The organism is Kribbella sandramycini, from assembly GCF_013131805.1.
GTDB lineage: Bacteria > Actinomycetota > Actinomycetes > Propionibacteriales > Kribbellaceae > Kribbella > Kribbella sandramycini.
In genome coordinates this window covers 345,842-359,392 of the sequence record NZ_JABJRC010000004.1, presented here as the reverse complement: position 1 = coordinate 359,392, position 13,551 = coordinate 345,842, and the positions used below count along the sequence as shown (strand labels likewise).

The 13,551-nt window shown below is 68.7% G+C and carries 12 protein-coding genes; all 12 read left to right on the top strand.

The features are described 5' to 3' along the window. The first annotated feature begins 1 nt into the window (after position 1). The 12 genes from HPO96_RS19935 to HPO96_RS19880 are packed head-to-tail and all read left to right on the top strand — an operon-like array spanning position 2 to position 13,520. Positions 2-556, top strand: a complete 555-nt coding sequence (locus tag HPO96_RS19935; RefSeq protein ID WP_171674995.1) for a NuoB/complex I 20 kDa subunit family protein — start codon at positions 2-4, stop codon at positions 554-556. Next, positions 553-1,260: an NADH-quinone oxidoreductase subunit C gene (locus tag HPO96_RS19930; protein ID WP_171674994.1), complete on the top strand. Its 708-nt coding sequence runs from the start codon at positions 553-555 to the stop codon at positions 1,258-1,260. Before HPO96_RS19935 ends, HPO96_RS19930 begins: the two co-directional genes overlap by 4 nt. Next, positions 1,260-2,597 (top strand): NADH-quinone oxidoreductase subunit D, encoded by a 1,338-nt coding sequence (locus HPO96_RS19925; protein ID WP_171674993.1) that lies wholly within the window; start codon positions 1,260-1,262, stop codon positions 2,595-2,597. The genes HPO96_RS19930 and HPO96_RS19925 overlap by 1 nt, the downstream gene beginning before the upstream one ends. Beyond that, positions 2,598-3,425, top strand: coding sequence for an NADH-quinone oxidoreductase subunit NuoE (nuoE, locus tag HPO96_RS19920; RefSeq protein WP_171674992.1), 828 nt, complete (start codon positions 2,598-2,600; stop codon positions 3,423-3,425). A 2-nt stretch (positions 3,426-3,427) separates the two neighbouring features. Beyond that, a complete protein-coding gene (gene nuoF, locus HPO96_RS19915) occupies positions 3,428-4,729 on the top strand; it encodes an NADH-quinone oxidoreductase subunit NuoF (protein WP_171674991.1) in 1,302 nt (433 codons plus the stop codon). After that, positions 4,726-7,155, top strand: coding sequence for an NADH-quinone oxidoreductase subunit G (locus HPO96_RS19910; protein WP_171674990.1), 2,430 nt, complete (start codon positions 4,726-4,728; stop codon positions 7,153-7,155). The genes nuoF and HPO96_RS19910 overlap by 4 nt, the downstream gene beginning before the upstream one ends. Beyond that, the gene (gene nuoH / locus HPO96_RS19905) at positions 7,152-8,474 is read left to right on the top strand and encodes an NADH-quinone oxidoreductase subunit NuoH (RefSeq protein ID WP_171674989.1); all 1,323 of its coding nucleotides are present in this window, start codon (positions 7,152-7,154) and stop codon (positions 8,472-8,474) included. The genes HPO96_RS19910 and nuoH overlap by 4 nt, the downstream gene beginning before the upstream one ends. Then, on the top strand, positions 8,467-9,021 hold the full coding sequence (gene nuoI / locus HPO96_RS19900; RefSeq protein WP_171674988.1) for an NADH-quinone oxidoreductase subunit NuoI: 555 nt from the start codon (positions 8,467-8,469) through the stop codon (positions 9,019-9,021). Before nuoH ends, nuoI begins: the two co-directional genes overlap by 8 nt. Next, positions 9,018-9,830 carry an NADH-quinone oxidoreductase subunit J gene (locus tag HPO96_RS19895; RefSeq protein ID WP_171674987.1) on the top strand — a complete coding sequence of 271 codons (813 nt, stop codon included), beginning with the start codon at positions 9,018-9,020 and terminating at the stop codon, positions 9,828-9,830. Before nuoI ends, HPO96_RS19895 begins: the two co-directional genes overlap by 4 nt. Next, positions 9,820-10,119: an NADH-quinone oxidoreductase subunit NuoK gene (nuoK, locus tag HPO96_RS19890; RefSeq protein WP_171674986.1), complete on the top strand. Its 300-nt coding sequence runs from the start codon at positions 9,820-9,822 to the stop codon at positions 10,117-10,119. Before HPO96_RS19895 ends, nuoK begins: the two co-directional genes overlap by 11 nt. 12 nt (positions 10,120-10,131) lie before the next feature. Then, positions 10,132-12,000 carry an NADH-quinone oxidoreductase subunit L gene (nuoL, locus tag HPO96_RS19885; RefSeq protein WP_171674985.1) on the top strand — a complete coding sequence of 623 codons (1,869 nt, stop codon included), beginning with the start codon at positions 10,132-10,134 and terminating at the stop codon, positions 11,998-12,000. Continuing rightward, positions 11,997-13,520, top strand: a complete 1,524-nt coding sequence (locus tag HPO96_RS19880; RefSeq protein ID WP_171674984.1) for an NADH-quinone oxidoreductase subunit M — start codon at positions 11,997-11,999, stop codon at positions 13,518-13,520. The genes nuoL and HPO96_RS19880 overlap by 4 nt, the downstream gene beginning before the upstream one ends. Positions 13,521-13,551 lie beyond the last annotated feature (31 nt).

Below are 13,551 nucleotides of genomic sequence, written 5' to 3'. Positions count from 1 at the left end.
TATGGGTCTAGAGGAACAGCTTCCGGCCGGCGTACTGCTCGGCACCGTCGAGGGTCTGCTCGGCTACATGCGGAAGGCGTCGTTGTGGCCGGCAACCTTCGGGCTGGCCTGCTGCGCGATCGAGATGATGACCACCGGCGCGCCGCGGTACGACGCCGCCCGGTTCGGCATGGAGGTCTTCCGGGCCTCGCCGCGCCAGGCCGACCTGATGATCGTGGCCGGCCGGGTGAGCCAGAAGATGGCGCCGGTGCTGCGCCAGATCTACGACCAGATGGCGAACCCGAAGTGGGTGCTCGCGATGGGCGTCTGCGCGTCGTCCGGCGGCATGTTCAACAACTACGCCGTCGTCCAGGGGGTCGACCACGTCGTCCCCGTCGACATGTACCTGCCCGGCTGCCCGCCGCGGCCGGAGATGCTGCTGGACGCGTTCCTGAAGATCCACGACCAGATCCAGCACAGCAAGCTCGGCGCGCACAAGCTGGCCCTGCAGAACGAGCAGGAGGCGGCCGCGCTGACGGCCGCCCCGACCATTGAGATGAAGGGTCTGCTTCGATGAGCGACTCGCAGCCGGAGAACCTTCCGGCGACGTCCGCCGCTGGTGACGCGCAGACGCCCGGCGCCGAGGTGATCGACCAGCGCGAGGGCATGTTCGGCGTCCGCGGCACCGGTGACACCTCCGGGTTCGGCGGCCTGAAGCGTCAGGTCGCGCTGCCCGGCGGGACGCCGAAGCCGTACGGCTCCTGGTTCGACGGCGCCGTCGACAAACTCGAGGGCCTGGCCGGTGAGGGCGCGATCGAGAAGGTCGTCGTCGACCGCACCGAGCTCACTCTGCACGTCGCGCGCGAGCACCTCGTGAGCGTCGCGCAGCACCTGCGGGACGACGAGACCCTGCGCTTCGAGCTGTTCTCCGGCGTCAGCGGGGTGCACTACCCGCAGGAGACCGGCCGCGAGCTGCACGCGGTCTACCACCTGGCCTCGATCACCCACAACCGGCGGATCCGCCTCGAGGTGTCGGCGCCGGACGGCGACGCGCACATCCCGTCGGTCTGCTCGGTCTACCCGGCCGCCGACTGGCACGAGCGCGAGACCTGGGACTTCTTCGGGATCGTCTTCGACGGCCACCCGGCGCTGACCCGGATCCAGATGCCCGACGACTGGCCCGGGCACCCGCAGCGCAAGGACTACCCGCTCGGCGGAATCGACGTCGAGTACAAGGGCGCCGTCATCCCGCCGCCCGACACGCGGAGGTCGTACAACTGATGACCACTACAGATCCGTACGCGGACGCTCGGTCCACCACCGAGGGCAAGGTCTTCACCGTCACCGGTCAGGACTGGGACTCGGTCGTGGCCGGCCTCGGCGAGGAGCCCGAAGAGCGCGTCGTCGTCAACATGGGCCCGCAGCACCCGTCGACCCACGGCGTGCTCCGGCTGATTCTCGAGCTCGAGGGTGAGACGGTCACCGAGGCCCGCTGTGGCATCGGCTACCTGCACACGGGGATCGAGAAGAACATGGAGTTCCGCTCCTGGACGCAGGGCGTCACCTTCGTCACCCGGATGGACTACCTGTCGCCGTTCTACAACGAGACGGCGTACTGCCTGTCCGTCGAGCGGCTGCTCGGGATCGAGGACCAGATCCCGGAGAAGGCGAACGTGCTCCGGGTGCTGCTGATGGAGCTGAACCGGATCTCCAGCCACCTGGTCTGTATCGCGACCGGCGGGATGGAGATCGGCGCGCTGACCGTGATGACGATCGGGTTCCGCGAGCGGGAGATGACGCTGGACCTGTTCGAGCTGATCACCGGCCTGCGGATGAACCACGCGTTCGTCCGCCCCGGCGGCGTCGCACAGGACCTGCCGGCCGGCGCGCTGGACAAGATCCGCGAGTACATCACCTGGATGAACAAGCACCTCCCCGAGTACGCCGAGCTCTGCAACGCGAACCCGATCTTCAAGGCCCGGCTGAACGACGTCGGCTACCTGGATCTGGCCGGTTGTATGGCGCTGGGGATCACCGGCCCGACGGTGCGCTCGACCGGCTACGCGCTGGACCTGCGCAAGTCGCAGCCGTACTGCGGTTACGAGACCTACGACTTCGACGTCCCGACCTGGGACACCTCGGATTCCTACGGCCGCTTCCGCGTCCGCCTGCAGGAGATGTGGGAGTCGCTGAAGATCGTCGAGCAGTGCGCGGACCGGCTGGAGAAGATGGACGGCGAGCCGGTGATGGTCGCCGACAAGAAGATCGGCTGGCCGGCCCAGCTGGCCGTCGGCGCCGACGGCATGGGCAACTCGCTCGACCACATCAAGCACATCATGGGCGAGTCGATGGAAGCGCTGATCCATCACTTCAAACTCGTCACCGAGGGGTTCCGGGTACCGGCCGGTCAGGCCTACGTGCCGATCGAGTCGCCGCGCGGCGAGATGGGCGCGCATGTCGTCTCCGACGGCGGCACCAAGCCGTACCGGGTGCACTTCCGGGACCCGTCGTTCGCAAACCTGCAGGCGATGCCGATCATGTGTGAGGGCTCCCAGGTGGCCGACGTGATCGTCGCCGTCGCCAGCCTGGACCCGGTTATGGGCGGAGTGGACCGATAGATGGCCGAGAACCACGCAACAGCTACCGACAAGCCGGTGCCCTACTCGACCGGTGACTCGAACATCACCGAGACGACGATCGCGGAGATGCGCGAGCTGGCCGCCCGCTACCCGGTCGGCCGCTCGGCGCTGCTGCCGATGCTGCACCTGGTGCAGTCGGTCGAGGGCCGGGTCACCCCGGAGGGGATCGAGGCCTGTGCCGAGGTGCTCGGGCTGACCGGCGCCGAGGTCTCCGCGGTGGCGACGTTCTACACGATGTACAAGCGCCGTCCGGTCGGCGACTACCACGTCGGGGTCTGCACCAACACGCTCTGCGCGGTGATGGGCGGCGACCTGATCTTCGAGCGGCTCAAGGAGCACCTCGAGGTCGGGAACGACGAGACCACCGAGGACGGCAAGATCACCCTCGAGCACCTCGAGTGCAACGCCGCCTGCGACTACGCGCCGGTGATGATGGTGAACTGGGAGTTCTTCGACGACATGACGCCGCAGTCGGCGACCCAGCTGGTCGACGACCTGCGCGCGGGCGCCGAGGTGAAGTCGCCGCGCGGCGCCACCATCTGCACCTGGCGCGAGGCCGAGCGGGTGCTGGCCGGCTTCCCGGACGGGCGCGCCGACGAGGGCCCGACCGGCGGCAAGGCCTCGCTGGCCGGCCTCCGCCTGGCCCGCGAGCGCAACTGGACGGCCCCGAACGGCTCCGGCGGCGGCAACGGCCGCGTGGCCGAGACGACGGTCTCCCCGGAGGCCGCGGCCGGTCCGCGCCCCTCCGACCAGCCTGGTAAGGAATCCCAGGCGGTCAACGGCGACGACTCCCGGAAGGAGGACTGACCATGCTGACCCCGGTACTGTCCGACAACTGGGACCAGATCAACGCCTGGCAGCTCTCGGCGTACCAGCGCACCGGCGGGTACGACGCCCTCCGCAAGGCGCTGACCATGCAGCCGGCCGACGTGGTGGCGGCCGTCAAGGACTCCGGTCTGCGCGGCCGCGGCGGCGCGGGCTTCCCGACCGGGATGAAGTGGTCGTTCATCCCGCAGGACAACCCGAAGCCGAAGTACCTCGTGGTGAACGCCGACGAGTCCGAGCCGGGCACCTGCAAGGACATCCCGCTGATGATGGCCTCGCCGCACACGCTGGTCGAGGGCGTCATCATCGCGTCCTACGCGATCCGCGCGAGCGCCGCGTTCATCTACGTCCGCGGTGAGGTCCTGCACGTGATCCGCCGCCTGCAGCAGGCCGTCCAGGAGGCCAAGGACGCCGGCTACATCGGCACGAACATCCTCGGCACCGGCTACGACCTGGACGTCGTCGTCCACGCGGGCGCCGGCGCGTACATCTGCGGCGAGGAGACGGCGCTGCTCGACTCGCTCGAGGGTCGTCGCGGTCAACCCCGGCTGCGTCCTCCGTTCCCGGCGGTCGCCGGTCTGTACGGGTGTCCCACGGTGATCAACAACGTCGAGTCGATCGCGTCTGTTCCCGTCATCCTGAAGAACGGCGCGGACTGGTTCTCCTCGATGGGGACCGAGAAGTCCAAGGGCATGACGCTGTACTCGCTGTCCGGTCACGTCACCCGCCCGGGGCAGTACGAGGCGCCGCTCGGGATCACGCTGCGCCAGCTGCTCGAGCTGGCCGGCGGCGTCCGCGCGGGCCACGAGCTGAAGTTCTGGACGCCGGGCGGTTCGTCCACCCCGCTGCTGACCGCCGAGCACCTCGACGTCCCGCTGGACTACGAGGGCGTCGGCGGCGCCGGCTCGATGCTGGGCACCAAGGCGCTGCAGATCTTCGACGAGACCACCTGTGTGGTCCGCTCGGTGCTGCGCTGGACCGAGTTCTACAAGCACGAGTCCTGCGGCAAGTGCACGCCCTGCCGCGAGGGGACCTGGTGGCTGGTGCAGATCCTCGAACGGCTCGAGAAGGGCCAGGGCACCGAAGAGGACCTGGTCAAGATGCTCGACCTGTCCGAGAACATCATGGGCCGGTCCTTCTGCGCTCTCGGTGACGGCGCCACGGCCCCGATCACCAGCTCGATCCAGCACTTCAAGGACGAGTACCTGGCGCACTTCACCCACGGCGGCTGCCCGTTCGACCCGATGGCGAGCACCGTCTTCGCGACCGCTGGAGCTAGCGCATGACCATCCAAGCGAACCCGCCGGCCGGTGCCGAGGTGGAGCGCACCGACCTGGTGACCGTGACCATCGACGACATCGAGGTCAAGGTCCCGAAGAACAGCCTGGCGATCCGGGCCGCGGAGCAGATCGGGATCCAGATCCCGCGGTTCTGCGACCACCCGCTGCTGGACCCGGTCGGCGCCTGCCGCCAGTGCCTGGTCGAGGTCCCGGACGCCGGGAACGGCCGCGGGATGCCGAAACCGCAGGCCTCCTGCACGCTGACCGTCGCCGACGGCATGGTCATCCGCACGCAGGTGAGCTCGCCGGTGGCCGACAAGGCGCAGCACGGGAACATGGAGTTCCTGCTGATCAACCACCCGCTGGACTGCCCGGTCTGCGACAAGGGCGGCGAGTGCCCGCTGCAGAACCAGGCGATGACGAACGGCCAGGGCGAGTCCCGGTTCACCGAGGTGAAGCGGACCTACCCCAAGCCGATCAACATCTCCGCCGAGGTGCTGCTGGACCGCGAGCGCTGCATCCTCTGCGCGCGCTGCACCCGCTTCTCCGAGCAGATCGCCGGTGACCCGTTCATCGCGCTGATCGAGCGCGGCGCGCTGCAGCAGGTCGGTATCTACGAGAAGGAGCCCTTCGAGAGCTACTTCTCCGGCAACACCATCCAGATCTGCCCGGTGGGCGCGCTGACCAGCGCGGCGTACCGGTTCCGCTCCCGCCCGTTCGACCTGGTCTCGGTGCCGTCGGTGGCCGAGCACGACTCGTCCGGCGCCGCGATCCGCGTCGACTACCGGCGCGGCAAGGTGATGCGCCGGCTGGCCGGCGACGACCCGGAGGTCAACGAGGAGTGGATCTCGGACAAGGACCGGTTCGCGTTCAACTACGCGAGCACCGGTGACCGGCTGACCCACCCGATGATCCGCGAGGACGGCGTGCTGCGGCCCGCCTCCTGGCCGGAGGCGCTGACCTACACGGCCGAGAAGCTGACGGCGGCCCGCGGTAACGCGGCCGTGCTGACCGGCGGCCGGCTGACCCTCGAGGACGCCTACGCGTACTCGAAGTTCGCCCGGGTCGCCCTCGGCACCAACGACATCGACTTCCGCGCCCGGCCGTACTCCGCCGAGGAGGCCGACTTCCTGGCCGCCGCGGTGGCCGGCACCGGGCTCGGGACGACGTTCGCCGACCTCGAGAACGCCGCCTCGGTACTGCTCGCCGGGTTCGAGCCCGAAGAGGAAGCGGCTTCGGTGTTCCTGCGGCTGCGCAAGGGCGTCAAGGCCAACGGCACCAAGGTCTTCACGCTCGCGCCGTTCGCGTCACGTGGCGTCGAGAAGCTGGACGGCGTCGTCGTCCCGGCCGCGCCGGGGACGGAGTCCGTCGTCCTGGCCGACCTGGGCAGCGCCGGCGAGACCGGCGCCGCGGCCCGGGCCGCGCTCGGCGCCCAGTCGATCATCATCGTCGGCGAGCGGCTGGCGAGTGTGCCGGGTGGTTACTCGGCCGCGCTCCGGCTGGCCCTCGACACCGGCGCCCAGCTGGTCTGGATCCCGCGTCGCGCGGGTGACCGCGGTGCGCTCGAGGCCGGTTGCCTGCCGGGGCTGCTGCCCGGTGGCCGGCTGGTCTCCGACGCCCAGGCCCGGGTCGACCTGCAGGCCGCCTGGGGTGTCGACGGCCTGCCGACCGGCGCGGGTAAGGACACCGGCGAGATTCTCGCGGCGGCCGGCTCGCTCGGCGCGCTGCTCGTCGCGGGTGTCGAGATCGACGACCTGCCGGATCCGGCCGCCGCGCTGGCCGCGCTGGCCGCTGCGCCGTTCGTGGTCAGCTTCGAGGTCCGCAACTCGCAGGTGACCGAGTACGCCGACGTCGTCTTCCCGGTCGTTCCGCCGGCCGAGAAGGACGGCACCTTCGTGAACTGGGAGGGTCGCGAGCGGCCGTTCCCGGTCGTGCTGCAGGTCCCGGCCGCGATGCCCGACGTCCGCGCCCTGGCCGCCCTGGCCCAGGAGATGGACGCCTCGCTCGGCTTCACCACGCCGGCCGGCGCCAAGCGCGAGTACGACGAGCTCGGCCGCTGGGACGGCGACCGTGCGCAGGAGCCGACGTACCAGGCCGGTCCGGCCCTCGGCGCGTTCGACTCCACCCGGCTCGCGACCTGGCGGATGCTGATCGACGACAGCCGCGCGAACGACGGTGAGCCGCACCTGACGGCCACCGCGCGGAAGCCGGTCGCCCGGATCTCGCCGACCACGGCGCACCGGGCCGGCGTCGCCGACGGCGACGAGCTCGTGGTCAGCACCGACGCCGGATCGGTCCGGCTGCCGGTCCTGATCACCCCGATGACCGACAACGTGGTCTGGCTGCCGACGAACTCGGCCGACTCGCACGTCCGTCGTTCTCTGCACGCCGATCACGGCTCGATCGTGACGATCGCCGGAGGGACCGCATGAATCCGCTGACCATTCCGATGGCGCCGCCGCCGGATGCGGGCGTCGGCAACGACCCGTGGTGGGTGATCGGCCTCAAGGTGCTGATCATCTTCGTGCTGCTGGTCGTGCTGACGCTGTTCAACATCTGGTGGGAGCGCCGCGTCGTCGCGCGGATGCAGCACCGGGTCGGCCCGAACGTGCACGGCCCCGCGGGTCTGCTGCAGTCGCTGGCCGACGGCGTGAAGCTGATGCTCAAGGAAGACCTGATGCCGAAGGGCGTGGACCGGTTCGTCTACGTCCTGGCGCCGGTGATCGTCGCCGTGCCGGCCTTCCTGACCTTCGCCGTGATCCCGTTCGGGCCGACGGTGAAGATCCCGTTCACCGACACCTACACCCGGCTGCAGCTCACCGACCTGCCGGTCTCGGTGCTCTACGTGATGGCGATCGCCTCGATCGGCATCTACGGCATCGTGCTCGGCGGCTGGTCGTCGAACTCGACGTACTCGCTGCTCGGCGGTCTGCGCTCGAGCGCGCAGATGATCTCCTACGAGGTCGCGATGGGTCTCGCGCTCGTCACGGTCTTCCTGTTCGCGGGCTCGATGTCCACCTCGGAGATCGTCGCCGCGCAGGCCTCGGCGCAGAGCGTCAACATCCTGGGCGCCGATATCCCGATCCCGGGGTGGTACGCGTTCCTGCTGTTCCCGTCGTTCGTGATCTACGTGGTCTCGATGGTCGGCGAGACCAACCGGGCGCCGTTCGACCTCCCGGAGGCCGAGGGCGAGCTGGTCGCGGGCTTCTTGACCGAGTACTCCTCGATCAAGTACGCGATGTTCTTCCTGGCCGAGTACATCAACATGGCGACCGTCTCGGCGCTGGCCACCACGCTGTTCCTCGGCGGCTGGCAGGCGCCCTGGCCGATCTCGCAGTTCGACTGGGCCAACACCGGCTACTGGCCGGTGCTGTGGTTCTTCGGCAAGCTGATGGCGTTCATCTTCTTCTACATCTGGCTGCGCGGAACGCTGCCGCGACTGCGTTACGACCAGTTCATGAAGCTGGGCTGGAAGATCCTGATCCCGGTCTCCCTGGGCTGGATCCTGCTCGTCGCCACGGTCCGCGCGGTCGGCCGGGAGACCACCTTCAGCCGGACGACGCTGCTGGTCGCGGCCGCGATCGCCGTCGTCCTCGCGGTGATCTCGCTGGCCTTCCCGGGGAAGCCGAAGTCCGACAAGACGACCGACGATGCCGATGGCAAGGAGTTCGACGCCTTCGCCGGCGGCTTCCCGGTGCCACCACCGCTCGTCAACACTCCGAGCCGAAGCGAGGAAGCACGTCGTGGCTAGTGTCAAAGAGTCCCTCTGGGATCCGGTAGCCGGGTTCGGGGTGACCTTCCGGACGATGTTCCGCAAGGTCTTCACCGAGCAGTACCCGTTCGAGAAGAAGCCGACCGCGCCCCGCTTCCACGGCCGCCACCAGCTGAACCGCTGGCCGGACGGTCTGGAGAAGTGCGTCGGCTGCGAGCTGTGCGCCTGGGCCTGCCCGGCGGACGCGATCTACGTCGAAGGCGCGGACAACGTCGACGGCGACGATTCGGCCCGCTACTCGCCCGGCGAGCGGTACGGCCGCGTCTACCAGATCAACTACCTGCGCTGCATCCTCTGCGGCCTGTGCATCGAGGCCTGCCCGACCCGGGCGCTCACGATGACCAACGAGTACGAGCTGGCCGACACCAGCCGCGCCTCGCTGATCTACGAGAAGAAGGACCTGCTGGCCCCGATGCTCCCGGGCATGCAGGAGCCGCCGCACGCGATGCAGCTGGGCGCCACCGAGAAGGACTACTACCGCGGCCTGACCGGCGCGGCGGCAGCGCCTGGGGGTGACGAGAAGTGATCAGCCTGGTGACCGGACCGCAGGTCGCGTTCTGGATGCTGGCGCCGGTGATGGTGCTGGCCGGGATCGCGATGATCCTGGTCCGCAAGGCCGTCCACTCGGCGCTGCTGCTGGCCACCGTGATGGTCTGCCTGGCCGTCCAGTACGCCGCGCTCGACGCGCCGTTCCTGTTCGCGGTCCAGATCATCGTCTACACCGGCGCGATCCTGATGCTGTTCCTGTTCGTGCTGATGCTGGTCGGCGTCGACGCCTCGGACTCGCTGGTGGAGACGATCCGCGGTCAGCGGCTGCTGGCCGGCCTGGCCTTCCTGGGCTTCGGCGTCCTGCTGGTCGCCGCGGTCGGGAACGCGATCTACGGCAACCCGGTCGGCCTGGCCGACGCGCAGCCCGACGGCAACCCGAAGGGCATCGCGCAGCTGCTGTTCGGCAAGTACGTGTTCGTCTTCGAGGTGACCTCGGCGCTGCTGATCACCGCGGCGCTCGGCGCGATGATGCTGGCGCACCGCGAGCGGCTGACCAAGAAGCGCACCCAGCGCGACCACGCCGAGGACCGGATGCGCAAGTACGCCGAGCAGGGGGTCCACCCCGGCCCGCTGCCGACACCCGGCGTCCTGGCCCGGCACAACGCCGTCGACACCCCGGCCCTGCTGCCGGACGGCTCGATCGCGCCGACCTCGGTGTCTCGCGTCCTGCAGGCTCGTGGCACCGTGTTCCCCGAAGCCGAGGAGCGCGAAGACGTCGAAACCGTCCGCGAGATCAGCGACGGCGAGGACCACGTGTTGAAGGAGGAGAAGAACAGTGACGACTGAGCCGTACATCGTGCTCGCGGCGATCCTGTTCAGTATCGGCGCGCTGGGCGTGCTGGTCCGGCGGAACGCCATCGTCGTGTTCATGTGCGTCGAGCTGATGCTGAACGCGACCAACCTCGCGTTCGTGACGTTCGCCCGCCAGCACGGCAACCTCGACGGCCAGATCGCCGCCTTCTTCGTGATGGTGGTGGCCGCGGCCGAGGTCGTGATCGGCCTGGCGATCATCATGGCCATCTTCCGCACCCGTCGCTCGGCCTCGGTCGACGACGCCAACCTGCTCAAGTACTGAGGTCTGAAACCGATGAGTCATGAGCTGACGTGGCTGCTGGTCGCGATCCCGGCGGTGTCTGCGGCGATCCTGCTGCTCGGTGGCAAGGCCACCAACGCGTGGGGTCACCTGCTCGGCACTGCCGCCTCGCTGGCCGCATTCGTCTGCGGCGTCCTGCTGTTCGTCCAGATGCAGGGCCACCACGGCGAGGAGCGGTCCGAGACGGTCCGCCTGTTCGAGTGGTTCCAGGTCGGCAGCGTGAAGGTCGACTTCACCCTGCTGATCGACCCGCTGTCGATCCTGTTCGTGCTGCTGATCACCGGTGTGGGTTCGCTGATCCACATCTACTCGATCGGCTACATGGAGCACGACCCGCGGCGGCGCCGCTTCTTCGCGTACCTGAACCTGTTCGTCGCGGCGATGCTGCTGCTGGTGCTGTCCGCCGACTACCTGCTGGTCTTCGTCGGCTGGGAGGGCGTCGGTCTGGCGTCGTACCTGCTGATCGGCTTCTGGCAGCACAAGGACTCCGCGGCGGTCGCCGCCAAGAAGGCCTTCGTGGTGAACCGGGTCGGCGACATCGGCCTCTCGCTCGCCGTGATGAGCATGTGGGCCCTGTTCGGCTCCTCGGCGTTCGTCAGTGTGAACGCCGGCGCCGAGTCGATGAGCCACACCTGGGCGACGCTGGTCGGCCTGATGCTGCTGCTGGCCGCCTGCGGTAAGTCCGCGCAGGTGCCGCTGCAGTCCTGGCTGCTGGACGCGATGGAGGGCCCGACCCCGGTGTCGGCGCTGATCCACGCGGCGACGATGGTCACCGCGGGCGTCTACCTGGTGGTCCGCTCGCACGCGATCTTCGAGCAGAGCGAGGCGGCCTCCACGGCGGTCGTCATCGTCGGTACCGTCACCGCGCTCGCCGGCGCGATCATCGGTACCGCCAAGGACGACATCAAGAAGGCGCTGGCCGGCTCCACGATGAGTCAGATCGGCTACATGATGCTGGCCGCCGGTCTCGGCCCGGCCGGGTACGTGTTCGCGATCTTCCACCTGATCACGCACGGTTTCTTCAAGGCCAACATGTTCCTCGGCGCCGGTTCCGTCATGCACGGGATGAACGACGACGTGAACATGCGCCACTACGGCGCCCTGCGGACGCCGATGAAGATCACCTTCGTCACCTTCGCCTTCGGCTACCTGGCGATCCTCGGCATCCCGCCGTTCTCGGGCTTCTTCAGCAAGGACAAGATCATCGAGGCCGCGTTCGCGGACAACCTGGTGATCGGTCTGTGCACGCTGCTCGGCGCCGGGATCACCGCGTTCTACATGACGCGGGTGATGCTGATGACGTTCCTCGGCGAGAAGCGCTGGGAGAAGGACGTGCACCCGCACGAGTCGCCGAAGGTGATGACGGTGCCGCTGGTCATCCTGGCGCTGCTCTCGCTGGTCGGCGGCGTCCTGGCCCTCGGCGGCTGGCTGGAGCACTGGCTGGAGCCGGTCGTCGGCGCGCACGAGGAGCACCACCCGCCGCTGCCGATCATCGTGATGACGCTGATCACGCTCGCGGTGGTTGCCGTCGGCATCGTGATCGCGGTGGCCAAGTACCGGCGGGACATCCCGCGGGAGGCTCCGGCCGGCTCGCCGCTCACGGTCCTGGCGCGTCGTGACCTGTACGGCGACGCGCTCAACGAGGCGGTCCTGATGCGCCCGGGCCAGTACCTCACCCGGACGCTGGTCTGGCTCGACAACCGCGGTGTGGACGGCCTGGTGAACGGGCTGGCCGCACTGTTCGGTGGGCTGTCCGGCCGGCTGCGCCGGTTCCAGACGGGCTTCGTCCGTTCCTACGCACTCAGCATGGTCTTCGGCGCCGCATTCGTGGTCGTCGCCCTCCTCGCGGTGAGGTTGTCGTGAAAATCGGTTGGCTGACCCTCTTACTGCTGCTGCCCTTCGTGGGCGCACTGGCGACGATGCTGGTGCCGAAGGCGAAGGCCCTGGTGGCCAAGCAGGTCGCGCTCGCGTTCTCGCTGGTGACCCTGGTGCTGACGGCGATCGTCGCCGTCGGCTACCACCAGGACGGCGCTGAGAAGTACGCCGAGTCGCACACCTGGATCAAGGCCTTCGGCGCGAACTACGCCCTCGGGCTGGACGGCGTCGGCGTCGTCCTGGTGGTGCTGACCGCGCTGCTGACGCCGATCGTGATCATCGCCTCCTGGAACGACGCGGACAACGGCCGCTGGTCGTCGAAGTCGTTCTTCGCCTGGATCCTGGCGCTGGAGGCGCTGTCGATCGGTGTCTTCGCCGCGACCGACGTGTTCCTCTTCTACGTGCTGTTCGAGGCCACGCTGATCCCGATGTACTTCCTGATCGGCGGCTTCGGCGGGGCGCAGCGTTCGTACGCCGCGGTGAAGTTCCTGCTCTACTCGCTGCTCGGCGGCCTGCTGATGCTGGCCTCGGTGGTCGGGCTGTACGTGCTCTCGGCGCGTGCGGGCGACCCGTCGTACCTGCTGACCGACCTGGTCAAGCTGGACATGAGCGAGAACACCGAGCGCTGGCTGTTCCTCGGCTTCTTCTTCGCCTTCGCGGTGAAGGCGCCGATGGTGCCGTTCCACACCTGGCTGCCGGACGCCGCCGGTGAGGCGACGCCGGGCACCTCGGTGCTGCTGGTCGGCATCCTGGACAAGATCGGCACCTTCGGGATGATCCGGTTCTGCCTGGGCCTGTTCCCGAACGCGTCCGAGTGGGCCACCCCGGTGGTCCTGGTGCTGGCGCTGATCTCGGTCCTGTACGGCGCGCTGCTCGCGATCGGCCAGACCGACATCAAGCGGCTGATCGCGTACACCTCGATCTCGCACTTCGGCTTCATCGTGATGGGTATCTTCGCGCTGACGTCGCAGGGCCTGGTCGGGTCGACGCTGTACATGTTCAACCACGGGCTCTCCACGGCGGCGCTGTTCCTGGTCGCCGGGTACCTGATCTCGCGGCGCGGCTCGGCCCGGATCGCGGACTACGGCGGCGTCGAGAAGGTGGCCCCGGTGCTGGCCGGCACCTTCCTGTTCGCCGGTCTGTCCAGTCTCGCGCTGCCCGGGTTGTCGCCGTTCATCTCCGAGTTCATGGTGCTGGCCGGCGTCTTCAGCAAGCACAAGGTGATCGCGGTGATCGCGGTCGTCGGTATCGTGCTGGCCGCGCTCTACATCCTGCTGATGTACCAGCGCACGATGACCGGCCCGGTCCGCGAAGGCATCGAGAAGCTCACGGACCTGAACAAGCGGGAGATCTTCGCGATCGTCCCGCTGGTGGTCCTGATCATCGGGCTCGGGATCTTCCCGAAGCCGGTGGTCGACATCATCAAACCCGCGGTCGAGTCGACCATGCAGCGTGTCGGTGTCACTGACAAGGCTCCGCAGATCCCCGTGACGGAGGGACAGAAGTGATCGGCCTGATCCTGCCTTCGGCGGACTTCGT